The organism is Rothia sp. P100, from assembly GCF_023712425.1.
GTDB classification, from domain to species: domain Bacteria; phylum Actinomycetota; class Actinomycetes; order Actinomycetales; family Micrococcaceae; genus Rothia; species Rothia endophytica.
Genome location: NZ_JAMAYG010000004.1, coordinates 180,674 through 195,118, shown reverse-complemented (window position 1 = coordinate 195,118; position 14,445 = coordinate 180,674). Strand labels below are relative to the sequence as shown.

15 protein-coding genes are annotated in these 14,445 nt (G+C 53.6%); 8 read left to right on the top strand and 7 right to left on the bottom strand.

Annotated features, from left to right (window positions below; genetic code table 11):
• Nucleotide 1: 1 nt before the first annotated feature.
• From M3668_RS10110 to M3668_RS10080, 7 genes are all read left to right on the top strand, one after another.
• On the top strand, nt 2-925 hold the full coding sequence (locus M3668_RS10110; RefSeq protein ID WP_251380723.1) for a glycosyltransferase family 2 protein: 924 nt from the start codon (nt 2-4) through the stop codon (nt 923-925).
• Between the two features lie 5 nt (nt 926-930).
• Nucleotides 931-2,220: an O-antigen ligase family protein gene (locus M3668_RS10105; RefSeq protein ID WP_251380722.1), complete on the top strand. Its 1,290-nt coding sequence runs from the start codon at nt 931-933 to the stop codon at nt 2,218-2,220.
• Nucleotides 2,220-3,746 carry a polysaccharide biosynthesis C-terminal domain-containing protein gene (locus M3668_RS11210; protein ID WP_251380721.1) on the top strand — a complete coding sequence of 509 codons (1,527 nt, stop codon included), beginning with the start codon at nt 2,220-2,222 and terminating at the stop codon, nt 3,744-3,746. The genes M3668_RS10105 and M3668_RS11210 overlap by 1 nt, the downstream gene beginning before the upstream one ends.
• 28 nt (nt 3,747-3,774) lie before the next feature.
• Nucleotides 3,775-4,971 carry a YveK family protein gene (locus tag M3668_RS10095; RefSeq protein WP_251380720.1) on the top strand — a complete coding sequence of 399 codons (1,197 nt, stop codon included), beginning with the start codon at nt 3,775-3,777 and terminating at the stop codon, nt 4,969-4,971.
• A 19-nt stretch (nt 4,972-4,990) separates the two neighbouring features.
• On the top strand, nt 4,991-5,440 hold the full coding sequence (gene pssD, locus M3668_RS10090) for a PssD/Cps14F family polysaccharide biosynthesis glycosyltransferase (protein ID WP_251380719.1): 450 nt from the start codon (nt 4,991-4,993) through the stop codon (nt 5,438-5,440).
• Between the two features lie 15 nt (nt 5,441-5,455).
• Nucleotides 5,456-6,022: a glycosyltransferase gene (locus tag M3668_RS10085; RefSeq protein WP_251380718.1), complete on the top strand. Its 567-nt coding sequence runs from the start codon at nt 5,456-5,458 to the stop codon at nt 6,020-6,022.
• 152 nt (nt 6,023-6,174) lie between these two features.
• On the top strand, nt 6,175-6,681 hold the full coding sequence (locus tag M3668_RS10080; RefSeq protein ID WP_251380717.1) for a DUF2505 domain-containing protein: 507 nt from the start codon (nt 6,175-6,177) through the stop codon (nt 6,679-6,681).
• Between the two features lie 83 nt (nt 6,682-6,764).
• Here M3668_RS10080 and M3668_RS10075 read toward each other — a convergent pair whose 3' ends face one another.
• From M3668_RS10075 to rfbB, 7 genes are all read right to left on the bottom strand, one after another.
• Nucleotides 6,765-7,190, bottom strand: a complete 426-nt coding sequence (locus M3668_RS10075) for an FAD synthase family protein (protein ID WP_251380716.1) — start codon at nt 7,188-7,190, stop codon at nt 6,765-6,767.
• Between the two features lie 201 nt (nt 7,191-7,391).
• Complete coding sequence (gene sufU / locus M3668_RS10070) at nt 7,392-7,844, bottom strand: Fe-S cluster assembly sulfur transfer protein SufU (RefSeq protein WP_251380715.1); 453 nt, start codon at nt 7,842-7,844, stop codon at nt 7,392-7,394.
• A gap of 71 nt (nt 7,845-7,915) precedes the next feature.
• Nucleotides 7,916-9,217 carry a SufS family cysteine desulfurase gene (locus tag M3668_RS10065; protein WP_502948967.1) on the bottom strand — a complete coding sequence of 434 codons (1,302 nt, stop codon included), beginning with the start codon at nt 9,215-9,217 and terminating at the stop codon, nt 7,916-7,918.
• A 117-nt stretch (nt 9,218-9,334) separates the two neighbouring features.
• Complete coding sequence (gene pth, locus M3668_RS10060) at nt 9,335-9,916, bottom strand: aminoacyl-tRNA hydrolase (protein WP_251380714.1); 582 nt, start codon at nt 9,914-9,916, stop codon at nt 9,335-9,337.
• A gap of 198 nt (nt 9,917-10,114) precedes the next feature.
• The gene (locus M3668_RS10055) at nt 10,115-10,726 is read right to left on the bottom strand and encodes a 50S ribosomal protein L25/general stress protein Ctc (RefSeq protein ID WP_251380713.1); all 612 of its coding nucleotides are present in this window, start codon (nt 10,724-10,726) and stop codon (nt 10,115-10,117) included.
• Nucleotides 10,727-10,984: 258 nt separating this feature from the next.
• Nucleotides 10,985-12,397, bottom strand: coding sequence for a dTDP-4-dehydrorhamnose reductase (gene rfbD, locus M3668_RS10050; RefSeq protein ID WP_251380712.1), 1,413 nt, complete (start codon nt 12,395-12,397; stop codon nt 10,985-10,987).
• Entirely contained in the window at nt 12,397-13,395 is a 999-nt protein-coding gene (gene rfbB / locus M3668_RS10045; RefSeq protein ID WP_251380711.1) for a dTDP-glucose 4,6-dehydratase, read from the bottom strand. The genes rfbD and rfbB overlap by 1 nt, the downstream gene beginning before the upstream one ends.
• Nucleotides 13,396-13,476: 81 nt before the next feature.
• On the opposite strand from rfbB, the gene rfbA reads away from it, so the two are divergent.
• Nucleotides 13,477-14,337 carry a glucose-1-phosphate thymidylyltransferase RfbA gene (gene rfbA / locus M3668_RS10040; protein ID WP_251380710.1) on the top strand — a complete coding sequence of 287 codons (861 nt, stop codon included), beginning with the start codon at nt 13,477-13,479 and terminating at the stop codon, nt 14,335-14,337.
• Nucleotides 14,338-14,445 lie beyond the last annotated feature (108 nt).

Here is a 14,445-nt window from a genome sequence, read left to right as displayed (position 1 = left end):
TATGTCAGTTCCTAAAATTTCTGCACTAATTGCTACTGCTGGCGCACGCCCCCAGCTGCTCCGCCAGACTGTTCAGTCTATGTTTGACCAGGACTACGCCGGACCCATCGAAGTTATCGTCGTCTTTGACTATGTCGAGATTGATGACCTGTCTGACATGACGGTTCCTGATAACAGGTCCCTCAAGTCCCTGGTGAACACCCATTCAAAGGGGTTGGCTGGTGGCCGTAACACCGGTGTCGTTGAAGCCACCGGTGAGTACGTCGGTTTCTGTGACGACGATGACTACTGGTACCCCACCAGAATCTCGGCTCAAATTGATTTGTGGAAGCAGAACCCCGAAGCTGTAGCAATTTCCTCAGGTATTGTCGTTCGTTCCGAAGGCAAGGACATTGAGCGCCTTGCTCCCGCTGTAGCAACTTTTGATGATTTCTTGCTTTCTCGCATCATTGAAATCAACCCCTGCACCACCCTCTTCAAGCGTGATGATCTGCTCCCGGAGGGATCTATCGGGCTAGTAGACGAGGACTTACCTGCAGCCTATGGTGAAGACTATGACCTGCTGCTGCGAGCAACTCGCTTAGGCGATATCCATTCCATCCAGCAGCCAGGAGCCCTCATTCTGTGGGATCGCCCTTCATTCTTTGCCGGTCGATGGCAGTCAATGGTTGATGGGCTCACCTACATTCTGCAGAAGTACCCCGAATTTGAGCGTCAGCCTAAAGGTCTTGCTCGTATTGCTGGTCAGGTTGCTTTCGCCCACGCAGCCCTCGATAACAAGCAGCTAGCGAAGCAGTTCGCCACCTCAGCCATCCGCCGCGACCCTACTCAGCTTCGTGCCTGGGCAGCACTCATTGTGGCAACCGGTCTCATCAAGCCCCAGCTGCTTCTTGACCTGGTCAACAAAACCGGCCGAGGGCTCTAAACCGAATGACGGTTTCTCTCAAGCCAACGGCTAAAAACAACCGTTTTCTCTCAGCGGTGCATCCCTCAGTGAATGCACCGCTACCTGCCTGGCCCCTTCTCACTCTTTTTTACGGTCTACCCGTTATCTGGGCGATGGGGCTGCTGCAGTTTGCTCCCACCATTCTGTCCAGCATCATGATTGTTTACATGGTGATGCGTCGTCGTGTACTGGTGCACTCAACCATGTGGATCTGGTTTGCGCTCATGTTCTGGGGTGTGGTCTGCCTCGTCTCGATTGATACTGCTTCAGAATTCCTGGGCTGGTTTCAGCGCTACATGAATATCTTCAACGCTGGTATCTTCACTCTCTACTATTTCAATGCCCGCGAGCGCATCCCCAACGGTCATCTACTGGGTGGTTTACTGACCGTTTGGTTCACTATGGTGGTCCTGGGTCATTTAGCCCTCATTTTCCCTGACTTCCGTTTGCGCACCCCCATGAGTTTTATCATGCCCGGTGGCCTACTGAGCAATGAGCTGGTGCGTAACTACGTCTTCCCAGCAATGGCTGAAGTACAGATGCCGTGGGGCGTTGAAATCCCCTATAACCGCCCCTCTGCTCCCTTCACCTACGCTAACTCGTGGGGTCTGGCGTATGCCTTGTTGACCCCTGTGGTTTTTGGAGTGATGGCAGGCGTGAAGTCAAACAAGATCAAGCTTCTTTTGGGTATCGCCCTCGTGCTTTCCTTAGTACCGGCTGTAGCGACCTCCAACAGAGGTATGTTCATCGGGCTTGGTGCTTCTTGCGCCTACGTTTTGATGAGGCTGCTCTTTAAGGGTGACTGGCGAGCGGTAGGTATCGGCGCACTCCTACTGGTAGGAACGGTTACCTACCTGACAGTCTCAGGTGCCGTTGAAGAGATTCTGGGCCGTCAGGAGTACTCTAACTCCACAGGCGGTAGAGCCTCCTTATACGAGCTCACTTTTGCCTACACGTTACGTTCGCCCTTCGTCGGCTACGGGACGTCGCAGATGTCAGAAAGCGTGGGTGTCTCGATGGGAACGCAGGGCCAGATTTGGGCTCTCATGTTCTGCTTCGGTTTTGTAGGCCTAGGGCTTTTCTTGACCTACGTTATTTCCGTATTAATTAACACCTGGCATATCGCTTCTCACACCGGTCTATGGGTTCACTCTGTGATTGTGTCGGCCTTAGCAGTAGTAACTTTCTACTCTTTTGACGTTATTCAGCTCTCTGTTTTGATGTTGTGTGCTGCGCTGATGATGCGATCTCGAACGTACGGGGAGGGTCTCTAGTGGCTCGTTCCTTAGCTAAGAGCGGGGCTTTTTCAACCCTTTACGTCATATACGGTTCTGCTGCTGCATTTATAGCTACACTCATCGTGTCTAACGGTGCTGGGGCTGCAGGCGCTGGCGCTTTCTTTCAGGTCATGGCGCTTTTCGCTATGGGTACTTCCTTGTGTGTCTTTGGTGCCGATACCGGACTGGTGCGCACCATGAGCGCGCAACGGGCCGTTGGACGCTACTCTGCACTGCCACAACTCATCCGTTTTGCGGTGGTACCTTCAACGTTTATCGCTTTAGCGGTGGTTGCTGCTGCGCTCATCTACGCGCTACCTGCCATCACTCCACAGCTTGAACCAGAGATCCGATTAGCAATCTTTGTCTCGGCACCCTTTCTGTTGATTGCAGCCTGGATGACGCTGGCTTTCGGAGCACTCCGTGGCTTAGGTCAAACCGTTGAATTTACTTTCTTACAAAGCACTGTTTTACCCACCCTGCGCATTCTCGCAGTACTTCTTGCAGTTAGCTTTTCAGGAGCGGTAGTTTACTTGGCGCTAGCTTGGTCACTTCCTATCTTGCTGGTTCTCTTGTTCGCTGTGCTTTGGGTCAAGAAATATATGCCATCTGAGCCTGACCTGCCGCATTATCTCCCGCGCCACCTAGCTGTGGTTTCGGTTCCTCAGGCTTCAGTAGCTGCACCTGAATCGGCGAAAAGCTTCTGGTCTTTCAGCTCTGCCCGCGGCGTATCTGCCATGGTCGAAGCGACGCTGGAATGGATTGATGTGTTGCTTATTGGCGTCTTTTTGGGTCCGGCTGCAAGCGGTGTCTACGGAGCCGTTAACCGGTGCGTGCGCGTTGGTGCTATGGTTGAGCACACTGCGCGTGTGGTGACCGGGCCAGAAATTTCTGCAGCCATTGCGCGAGCTGACACGGTTCGTGCGCGTCAGATTTTTGTTTCTGCCACTCGTATTCTCATTGCAGTTGGCTGGCCCTTTTTCATTACCCTGGCCATCTTTGGGGAAACTCTGCTCCGCTTTTTCGGCGAAGAATTCACGATCGGCGCCCCTCTCTTTTGGATCATCTGCTCAGCCATGCTACTGCAGATGGCTGCCGGAGGTGTGCAAAGCGTGCTCCTTATGAGCGGTAAGAGTAGGTGGCAGCTCTATAACAAGCTGTCAGCTCTAGTCGTTGCTGTAGCTCTCAATCTCACCCTGATTCCCGTATGGGGGCTAAAAGGCGCGGCCACGGCCTGGTCGGCTGCGGTGCTCGTTGACTGTGGAATGGCGACATACCAGGTGTACACCAAAGTCGGTATTAGACCACAGCCCACCGAGATACTACCCACTGTCACTATTGCAGCCCTGCTACCGGGGTTAGGAGGAGCGCTTAGTGTGCTGCTGTGGGGGCAGAGTCTCACAGCTCTACTGGTTTACGCAGCCGTTATCATTCCAACGTATCTCTTACTGCTATACCGCTTTAGAACAGCGGTTGGCCTCGAAAAATTCTTCAAATCACTCACTCGCAAATTAGGCCGCTAGGCCAAAACTAGGGAAGGAACATACACCCATGGAGCGATATAACCGCCCACGCAACGACCAGCAGGCACCACCCATTACCTTAGGCACCGCTGTTCGCCGTATTATGCGTCAAAAATTCATTGTCTTACTGTTTGTACTTATCTTTGCTGCTTTGGGAGCCTTAGTAGGCGCCATGTTCCCGGAGCGTTACGAGGCTAAAGCTGTTATCAATGTGGTTCAGCCCAGCAGCGGCACCTCCTTGAGGTCAGCGCTCAATTCCGTTGATATGGACACCGAAGAGGCTATTGCTGGCTCACGCACCGTCCTTCAGGCAGCAGCAGATGACCTCGGAATGGACGTCAGGGACCTCATGGACACCCTCGATGTTGCCGGGCACTCCAACAGCACCATCTTAGATATCGTGGTTACTGCTGATACTCCCGAGGATGCAGCCAATGCAGCCAACACTGTCGCTCAGGCTTACCTTGATCACCGCAAGGGCACTTTACAGGCTGGGCTAGACGAGCTGCGGGAGAAGGTAGATTCTGTAGCCGATGATATGACCAAACAAGTGGTGGACGAAGCAGTACTGAACGTTGTAACTACCTCAACTGACAGCGGTAGCATCATTTCGGAGGCCCAGCCGCCTCAGGAGTCTGCTTCCTTTAGTATGGCTCAGACTATTTTTATCGGTGCAGCTACAGGTCTTCTGTTGGGTATTCTCTTTGCTTACATCGCTGATCGCACTGCACGCGGTCTCGGCTACCCTCAGCGTCTTTCTGAAATTTCAGGCTCAGAGGTTTCTCTGATGGCAGATGGTGAAGAACGGGAATCTGCTCAGCACCTTCTGCGCCGAATCGGTGCGCCCGAGGGTGATCTTGCCAAGGCTGGTCTGGGCGGAATCACGATTTACTCCCCTACCCCCGGTGTCGCTGCCTCCTTGGCACATACTCTGCAGGGTGTATTGGCAACCAACACTTCATTTATGGATGCTACAACGTTTGATAGCATCGCACCCTCAGCTATGAGTACCCAGCTTCAGCAGAACTCACCGGTTCTGGTAGAAACTGCATCTACCGCTTCAGTTGCCCAGGTGATGTTAGCCGCCGATAGCACTGGCGTGTTGCTACTGCCCTTTACTGCTAAGAGCCAGCACACCAGCGTCAGCCGTCTCTTTGACGAGCTAACTCCCTCAGCTGGTACCCAGGTCATCCCTGTTTACTACGCTTCCTCTGCCAACCTCTAGAAGTAAGTAAAGTAAGCTCATGAAAGTGCTCCTCACCGCTAGCGCCGGCGGGCATCTTGCCCAGCTCATCGCTCTTGATAAATTTTGGAAAGACCATGACCGCGCCTGGGCTACCTTCGACCTTCCCGAAGTACGCTCAGCTCTCGAGGGTGAACGCACCTACTGGGTGCACTTCCCTACCACCCGCAACATCCCTAATGCTGTACGCAATATGGGGGTCGCCTGGCGCGTTCTTCGCAAAGAACGCCCTGACGCCATCATCTCCACCGGTGCCGCTGTGGCTGTTCCTTTCTTCATCATCGCCAAGATACTGGGGATCAGAACAGTCTTTATTGAGGCCTACGACCGGATCACTATGCCGACCATGACCGGACGTATGTGCTACCCCATGAGCGATCTCTTTGTAGTGCAGTGGGATGAGCAGAAGAAGGCATTCCCCGAAGCCGTTAATATCGGCCATATTCTCTAAATACTGGAGTCGAACGTGACCGCTAAGAATTATGATCTTGTGGTGTCATTAGGCACCGACTACCACCACTTTGACCGTTTGGTGAGCTGGGTGGATACCTACCTAGCCGAGCATCCTGATGTTAGTTGCCTGGTACAACACGGTTTCACAGCCGCGCCCCAGCAGGCTGAAGCCGTTGAGCGTATACCTCGCGCTGAACTCCTCGAGCTTTATCGAGCAGCGAAGGTGGTGCTGGTTCAGGGCGGTCCTGGTTCGATCCTGGATGCCCGAGAGGTAGGTGCAATTCCTCTAGCTGTTCCTCGACGCACTGAGCTGGATGAAGTGGTAGATAACCACCAGGTAGAGTTCTCCCGGGTCATGGAGGAGCACGGTGAAACCATCGTTGTCACCAGCGCTGAAGACCTAGCTCGTAGACTAGATGCTGCTTTAGCTAATCCAGAGTCCCTTCAGGGCACCTTGAGGGTTCCGGGCAATAATGAAGCTGCAGATAAGCTGAGCGACCAGCTATCGACTCTGGAGCAGCAGCACCCCAGTTTTATCCGGCGTGCACGGCAGATTGTGAGCGGTCTAAGAAATAAATAAGACCCTTGACCTGTGAATGAGTGAAGTATGGGGCGCCCCTTCTCAGAGAAGGGGCGCCTAATACTTTAAAGGAAGAAATCCGTACCTTTACGGTGCCAGCACACGTAGAATGAACAGGACACTTCAGTAAGGCCTTTGAAAGGGGCACCATTATGGCTGTTCAGAGCACCACCATTATCAACGCACCGATTGACCAGGTAGCACGGGCTTTCGCTGACGAAAACTTTGCACGCTTTTCCAGTGAAAAGGTGCGAGTCACTCTCGAATCTTTCTCTGTAGAAGGCGACCACACCGGCGCTTTTACAGCAACCACTGTTCGCGGTATCCCCGCTGACCGTATTCCTGATATGGCGAAGAAAATCCCCGGTGTGAGCAGCGGTATCACCATGACTCAGGTCGATCGTGTCTCAGCACCCGCTGCAGACGGCTCGCGCACTGTAGATTCAGAGGTTTCGGTCAAGGGTGTGCCCGTCACCGGTACCGCGCAGCAGAAACTGATTTCCGAAGGTGATCGCACTACTGCCACTGTGAACGGCGAAGTGAAGTGCTCCATCCCCCTGGTTGGCAAGAAAATTGCGGCCGCCGCTGAGCCTCACATTGGCCGTGTTTTCTCAGCCCTTGGATCAAGTGCTGAAGAGTTTATCAAGAATAACTACTAAGCTTTCTCTGATGATCAAAGAACCCGGTCAACATTTGATGTTGACCGGGTTCTTTTGACAAGGCTGAGAGTGTTAAAGCTCTGTTAGGCAGCTGCAGAGGTAAGTGCGGCTAAAGCAGCGCGTAACTTGGTGCTGGAGGTGTGAGCGGTGTAAGGGAAGTACACGACATCAACACCAACCTGAGCGAAGCGGTTCTCAAGATCGATTCCACGGGGAGTGCCCTTCCAGTCATCCCCCTTGAAGAAGGTATTGAAACGCACCTGTTCCCAGGTTTCTAGCTTGTCGACAACGGTTTCGGCGCGTACTTCATCAACAAAATCAATGTGGGAAACGATTTCCATACGTTCAGCCAGAGGCACGATAGGCTTGCGCCCCTTGGTGAGTTCCAGCATTTCATCTGAAACAACGCCTGCGATGAGGTAATCGCAGTTCTTTTTAGCTTCACGGAGCACGTTAAGGTGCCCTACGTGAAAGAGGTCGAAAGCGCCTGCAGCGTAACCGATGTTCATTAATCCCCTAAGATACTGGTCTTCACGGTGCGAGCGCGAAGTATTTTGGTCTTCTTCAACGGTACGGTAAAGAGGAGGTTAGTGGGTAGTATGAAGAGCCAGCCTTTTGGGGGACATCGCAGGTCAGAGCTTGTTTTAGGCAACAAAAAACCCTGCCACCGTCGGGAGTGAAGGCAGGGTTTTTACCAGTCTGGTTAGGTGCTATGCAGATGCTTCCTTAGCGGCTTCTTCAGCAGCGACCCAAGAGAGCATAGCGCATTTCACACGCGCTACGAACCGAGAGACGCCAGCGAAGGCAGCTGCGTCCCCCAGCACTTCTTCATCAGGTTCTACGGTGCCGCGTGAGCGTAGCATTTCGCGGAAGTCATCGACCAGAGCTTGGAACTCCTGAGTTGTCATACCGGGTGCCATCTCCGAGAGGACGGAGGCTGCCGCCATCGAGATGGAGCAGCCATTCCCTTCCCAAGAAATAGACTCGATGACCTCTTCTTGGTCTTTGAGGATGACTCTCAAGTTGATTTCATCGCCGCAGGTGGGGTTGTACTGGTGGTTGCTGGCGGCACGCTTCCCTTCAGCTTCGATCAAACCTTCGCCGGTACGCTGCTTGGAGTGCTCGAGAATAATTTGTTGGTAGAGCTGTTCAAGGCCGCTCATTGATTCTCCTGTGTTGGGTATGGGTTTAGAAATTAGGGGTATCAGCTGGCGCTCTAACCCCGGTTTTGTCTTTAGTAGCCGAAATATGCACGCACGGTTGATAGCTGGTCCACGAACCGTTCAATATCTTCGGTGGTGTTGTAGATGTAGGCACTAGCCCGTGTTGAGGCGGTTAGCCCCAGGGCACGGTGTAGGGGCTGAGCGCAGTGATGGCCTACTCTGACCGCAATGCCTTTTTCATCGAGGAGCTGGCCTACGTCGTGGGGGTGTACCCCCTCAACGTGGAAGGCGGCAAGACCTGCACGTGGTTGACCTGCGGCAGGGCCGATAAGCCGAATGCCGGGAATTTCAGCGATACCCTCTGCCAAGAGTTGGCCAAGGTGTGCCTCCCAGGCGTGCACCTGATCCATACCCAGGTGATCCAGGTAGCGCACAGCTGCTGCCCAAGCTACCGCCTGGGATACCCGCTGGGTTCCGGCCTCGAACTTAATGGGGGCAGGCATCCATTGGGCTTCGTTCATGGTCACTTTGGTAATCATGGATCCACCGGTCAGGAAGGGAGGCATAGCCTCCAAAAGCTCATTTCTGCCATAGAGCGCTCCGATACCCGTGGGGGCTAGCATCTTATGGGCTGAGAAAGCTGCGAAGTCTACACCCAGTTTTTTGACGTCCACCGGCATGTGAGGCACCGACTGGCAGGCGTCCAGCACGGTGATAGCACCGACTTTACGAGCCAGGGAGACCAACATTTCAACATCGGTCACCGAACCGGCGACATTTGAGACGTGGGTAAAGGTCAGCACGCGGGTGCGGTCACTGACAATGGTCTGCGCAGCCTCATAGTCGATGAGACCCTCATCGGTCACGGGGATGTACCGTAGAGTGGCTCCTGTACGCTCAGCCAGAATCTGCCAGGGAATGATGTTAGCGTGGTGCTCTTGCTCGGTGGTGACGATTTCATCGCCCTCCCCCAGGGCGAATCTGGCAGCATCGTGGCCGCCAATCCCCTGTGAGGCGTTGGCGAAGCTGTAGGTCAGCAGGTTGAGAGCTTCTGTGGCATTAGAAGTCCAGACAAGCTCTGTCTCTGCGGCATTGATGAAGCCTGCTACGGTACGGCGGGCGTCCTCAAAGGCATCTGTTGCATCAACAGCGAGGGTGTGCGCTCCACGGTGAACTGCGGAGTTAGCCCCGAGGTAGTACTCACGCTCGGCGTCCAGCACTTGCAGAGGGTTCTGGCTGGTGGCACCGGTATCAAGGTATGTGAGAGCATTCCCGTTCACGGTGCGGTCTAGGATGGGGAAGTCTTTGCGGAGTTCGCGCACCAAATCGTTGGTGAGCGGTGCGCCGGGTGAGGTACGGTATTCGATTGCCACGTGTCTGCCCTTTCTATGGCTCTGCCTCTATAACGGCATACTTTTATAGCCTATTCCTCAGCTGAGAAAAATGGTAGTTAGGTGCGGCTTTCTCGAGGGGTGACGAGTGGGGGAGCCTTAGGCTCCATGAAATTTCTGCTGGGCATCTAAGAGCCCCTGCTTAATCAACATTTCAACTGCATCAGCGGCAGCAGAAACCAGGAACGGTAACTCCTTAGCTTCCGTTGAGCTAAAGGGCTTGAGTACGAAATCAGACACCTGCATGCGCCCCGGGGGGCGTCCGATACCTGCACGCACCCTGTAGTAGTCTTTCGTCCCCAGGGCTTTGGTCATATCGCGTAAACCATTATGCCCGCCTTCTCCCCCACCAATTTTGAGCTTGATGGTATTAAAGGGGATATCTAATTCATCGTGAACAGCAATAATATGATCAGGGTCGATACCGTAGAACTGGGCGAGGGCAGAAACCGGCCCTCCAGAAACATTCATATAGGTTAGAGGCTTAGCCAAAACTACCTTGGGCCCACCCATTCCCAAGCGCCCCTCAAGGACCTGCGCACGAGCTCGCCCGTGTTTTCTAAAGTTGCCGCCAACCGTACGGGCTAGTTCGTCAACCGCCATCTGACCAATGTTGTGACGAGTCTTTTCATATTCAGACCCCGGATTACCAAGCCCTACAATCAACCAGGTATCAGCCACTATAACGCCCTCTTTCGGCTCAAGAAGTTTTCTCAAAAAATTCATGGTTCTCTCAACATATCAATGCCCGCGCACTGTACATTTTAGGTGCAAGTGCGCGGGCATTGACAGGTACCTGCGGTTTAGAGTGCCGGCAGGTGACTCATAGCTTTAGTGCTTTGAGTTATCTGAATCGTTGGATTCGCCAACCTAATTTGATTATTCGGCAGCCTCAACGATGTCGCCCTCAGGAGCGTTTCCGCCTTCTTCACCGGCTTCGGGAAGATCGATTTCTTCGGGCTCTGAGATGTTGACGATCAGCAGTTCAGCGTCTGCAACGAGAGTTACGTCTGCGGGCAGTTCAACGTCTGATGCCAGAACGTGTGCGCCTACTTCGCGACCTTCGATGTTAACGGTGATTGACTCGGGTGCCTTGATGGCATCCGCTTCAACCAGAAGAACGGTTTCTTCCTGGTTAGCTACGGCACCAACTGCGGGCTCGCCCTCAACGTGCAGGGGAACCTCGATTTCGACGCGCTCGCCGCGCTTAACAATCAGAAGGTCCATGTGCTGGATTTCAGGGCGGATGGGGTGACGCTGGATGTCCTTGATCATAGCCAGAACGCTGGTTCCTTCGATATCCAAATCGAAGATAGCGTTGGGGGTACGAGCTGCGAGGGTGGTCTGGTGACCGGGCAGAACTACGTGCTTGGGGTCTTCGCCGTGACCGTAGATGACGGCGGGGATGTCGCCTGCCATGCGGATACGACGTGCGTAACCCTTACCGAAGTCATCACGGACGTTAGCTGAAATTTTTTCTGCACTTGACATGTGTGCATTCCTTTCGCTGGTTAGAGGTTGATGCGCCAAGTTATATAAGTGAACTGGCGCTAGAAATCGTTTTCTAACCAGCCACCGTCAGTTACGGACCTACCGGGGTTTCCCACCGGCATTCCACTGCCTTGGCTTGTTGCCGATGAAGACAACCCCTCCAGTATTGCTGATTTTTCAGGCTTAAACAAGGCAGGACGCCGCCGACAAGCTGGTGAGCTGCCACACGACGTCCTACTTAGAGCATGACTACCAAATCTATGCGAGATAGGCGGATAAAGCATCCTGGTAGGAACGCGGTTTGAAGCCTGTTTCAATAATTTTTGATAAATCCATGGCGGAATTTGTGGGTCGGGGGGCAAAGATTTCAGCTTTGGCAAAGTACTGCTCGGTTGTCACCGGGGTCACCCGATCTGGGCTGTGGCCAGTTGCCTCAAAAACTGTTTTTGCGAGATCAGCCCAGGTGATGACGTCGCCTGTGTTGGACACATGGTAGGTGCCGTACTCGCAACCTGCTTCGACTAGGTGCAAAATAGCGCCGGCCAGATCTTCGGTGAAGGTGGGGCGCCCATGTTGATCAGCTACCACCGTGGGTTCTACGCCGCGCTCAGCCAGAGACTTCATGATTTCAACAAAATTCTTGCCGTTTCCCATAACCCAGGAGGTGCGGACAATATAGTGCCGAGCTACGCTGCGAGCCGCCATTTCCCCGGCGGCCTTAGACTGACCGTAAACGCCCAGAGGCGCTACCGGCGCATCTACCGTGTACTCCTGCCCCAGGGGCAGACTGCCGTCAAAAACATAGTCGGTAGAAACATGCACCAGTGGGATGCCAGCCCCATCAGCAATTCGAGCCAAAGCAGCCACACCGGTAGCATTAGCGGCCCATGCCTGCGCTCTGCCCTGCTCAGTCTCAGCGGTATCCACCGCAGTATAAGCTGCCGCGTTAATAATGCCCCGCAGCGAACGCCAACGGTAGGCGTCAGCCCAGGTGCTTGGTTCTGCCACATCAATCTGTTCTCGGGTTGCCGCGATATAGGGAGTACCCGTAGCTTCAAGCTGTTGCACGAGTTCACTCCCCAGCTGACCGTTAGCGCCGACCACCAGCAGAGGTGCTGGTTGCAGGGGGTCTACATCTGCAAGACGTGGGTGAGCCCTGTCCTTGTCCGACAGTTCTGCCTTCTCCAGAGAGATAGGCCAGGGCACCGCCACCGTTTCATCCGCTAGGTTAAGAAACTTATAGCCATCCACAGCATCTGCTGACCAGTGATCATTGACCAGATAGGTATAGGCCGTGTTGTCCTCAAGTGTTTGAAATGAATTACCTACACCTCGGGGCACGAAGACCGCGGTATCTGGGCCCAGTTCAACGGTTACGGTAGCACCGAAGGAATCCCCAGCGCGCAAGTCAACCCAGGCGCCAAAAATGCGACCTGTCGCCACAGAAATATACTTATCCCACGGTTCAGCGTGGATGCCGCGAGTAGTTCCGGCAGCGGCGTTGAAGGAAATATTGTTCTGCACAGGCCCGAAGTCAGGCAGGCCAGCGGCGACCATCTTCTCACGCTGCCAGTTCTCCTTGAACCAGCCGCGGTTATCACCGTGCTGAGGTATGTCAATAACCAGCAGCCCGGGAATGTCAGTGGTATGAACAGTCAAGTTCTTGGGCATTACTGGCCAGCCTTAGCGTATTTAGCCTCGACCTCAGCCTTAAGGGGTTCCCACCAGGCACGGTTATCGGTGTACCAGGCGATGGTGTCCTTGAGGCCAGCTTCAAAGTTAGTGAACTGAGGCTCCCAGCCTAGCTCCGCGCGGAGGCGGCTACCGTCGATGGCATAGCGCAGGTCGTGGCCAGGGCGGTCAACAACATGCTCAAAGGCGTCCTCAGGCTGACCCATCAGGCGAAGAATTGAGCGCAGAACGGTGATGTTATTAACTTCCCCATCTGCACCGATCAGGTAAGTTTCGCCAATTTTTCCCTTCTCCAAAATGGTAAGCACTGCTGAAGAGTGGTCTGAGGCATGGATCCAGTCGCGTACGTTCAAACCCTCACCATAGAGCTTGGGCTGGATACCCGCCAAAATATTGGTGATTTGGCGAGGAATGAACTTCTCAATGTGCTGGTAAGGGCCGTAATTGTTGGAGCAGTTAGAAATCGTTGCTTCAATACCGAAGGACCGAACCCATGCGCGTACCAAAAGGTCAGAACCTGCCTTGGTGGAGGAATACGGAGAGGAAGGGTTGTAGGGGGTAGTCTCAGTAAATTTAGCGGGATCATCGAGCTCAAGATCCCCAAAAACCTCATCCGTAGAGATGTGGTGGTAGCGCGTCTTGTGCCGGCGGACAGCTTCCAAGAGAGTAAAGGTACCAATGAGGTTGGTATGAATGAAGGGGGTGGGATCATTCAGGGAGTTATCGTTATGAGACTCCGCTGCATAATGCACTACTGCATCTGCGTCCTTTACCAAGGGGTCAACTATATCCGTGTCAGCAATATCGCCCTTGACCAGCTCAAAACGGTCTGCCGGCAAACCGGCTAAAGACATCTCGTTTGCTGCGTACGTCATCTTATCGAGCACCACTACGCTGTGGTCGGTATTCTCCAACAGGTAGTGCACAAAATTAGAACCAATAAACCCGGCGCCGCCGGTCACAAGAATTTTACCCATGTAACCAGACTAAGGTACATCGTGGTGTTTATTGCTGCGGCTTGGGGGTGAAAACACTGCCATTCATGCCACAATAAAAGGATGAAGGGAATTCTACTCGCGGGTGGCACAGGCTCACGCCTTCACCCCATCACATTAGGCATTAGCAAGCAGCTCACCCCGGTTTATGACAAGCCGATGATTTACTACCCCATCTCAACGCTGATGTTGGCTGGGATTCAAGACATCCTCATCATTACTACCCCGCAGGATCAAGCTCAGTTCCAGCGTTTGCTGGGAGACGGTTCACAGTTCGGCGTTAACTTCTCCTATGTAGTACAGCCCTCCCCCGATGGGCTAGCGCAGGCATTCCTGCTGGGCGAAGAGCACATCGGACAGGAGTCAGTATCGCTCGTGCTGGGCGACAATATCTTCTATGGCCCAGGTCTAGGTAATCAGTTACGTAAATACAGCAACGTCGACGGTGCCGCGGTCTTTGGCTACCGTGTAGCTGACCCGACCGCCTACGGTGTCGTTGAATTTGATGAAAACTTCAAGGCCATCTCCATTGAAGAGAAGCCTCATGCACCAAAGAGTGACTACGCTATCCCCGGGCTGTATTTCTATGACAACAATGTTGTTGAGTACGCCAAGAATATTAAGCCCTCACCTCGCGGTGAACTAGAAATCACCGACCTCAACAGAACCTACCTTGAACAGGGCAAACTGCAGGTTGAGGTGCTACCTCGCGGCACGGCCTGGCTAGATACCGGCACCTTCGATTCTTTAGCAGACGCTTCAAGCTTTATTCGCACCGTCCAGGCCCGGCAGGGTCTATCCATTGGGTCACCCGAAGAAATTGGGTGGCGCATGGGCTGGATTAGTGACGAGATGCTTGAAGAAATGGCGCAACCTCTCGTCAAGAGCGGCTATGGCCAGTACTTGCTCAACCTCATGAAGTAATCATTCGGGGTACTTGTTGCTCCCGGAGTAAAAGGCGAGAAAAAAGAACTCACTGTGCTAAAACGTTCACATATTGACATCCCTTTCAGTACCCCTGCATTGATAAAA

What these genes read in the sequence shown, in the direction of transcription:
- M3668_RS10095 (WP_251380720.1), top strand. Translation starts at nt 3,775, where the DNA reads ATGGAGCGATATAACCGCCCACGCAACGACCAGCAGGCACCACCCATT.
- M3668_RS10110 (WP_251380723.1), top strand. Translation starts at nt 2, where the DNA reads ATGTCAGTTCCTAAAATTTCTGCACTAATTGCTACTGCTGGCGCACGC.
- rfbA (WP_251380710.1), top strand. Translation starts at nt 13,477, where the DNA reads ATGAAGGGAATTCTACTCGCGGGTGGCACAGGCTCACGCCTTCACCCC.
- M3668_RS10080 (WP_251380717.1), top strand. Translation starts at nt 6,175, where the DNA reads ATGGCTGTTCAGAGCACCACCATTATCAACGCACCGATTGACCAGGTA.
- rfbD (WP_251380712.1), bottom strand. Translation starts at nt 12,397, where the DNA reads ATGCCCAAGAACTTGACTGTTCATACCACTGACATTCCCGGGCTGCTG.
- M3668_RS10075 (WP_251380716.1), bottom strand. Translation starts at nt 7,190, where the DNA reads ATGAACATCGGTTACGCTGCAGGCGCTTTCGACCTCTTTCACGTAGGG.
- sufU (WP_251380715.1), bottom strand. Translation starts at nt 7,844, where the DNA reads ATGAGCGGCCTTGAACAGCTCTACCAACAAATTATTCTCGAGCACTCC.
- rfbB (WP_251380711.1), bottom strand. Translation starts at nt 13,395, where the DNA reads ATGGGTAAAATTCTTGTGACCGGCGGCGCCGGGTTTATTGGTTCTAAT.
- M3668_RS10105 (WP_251380722.1), top strand. Translation starts at nt 931, where the DNA reads ATGACGGTTTCTCTCAAGCCAACGGCTAAAAACAACCGTTTTCTCTCA.
- M3668_RS10055 (WP_251380713.1), bottom strand. Translation starts at nt 10,726, where the DNA reads ATGTCAAGTGCAGAAAAAATTTCAGCTAACGTCCGTGATGACTTCGGT.
- pssD (WP_251380719.1), top strand. Translation starts at nt 4,991, where the DNA reads ATGAAAGTGCTCCTCACCGCTAGCGCCGGCGGGCATCTTGCCCAGCTC.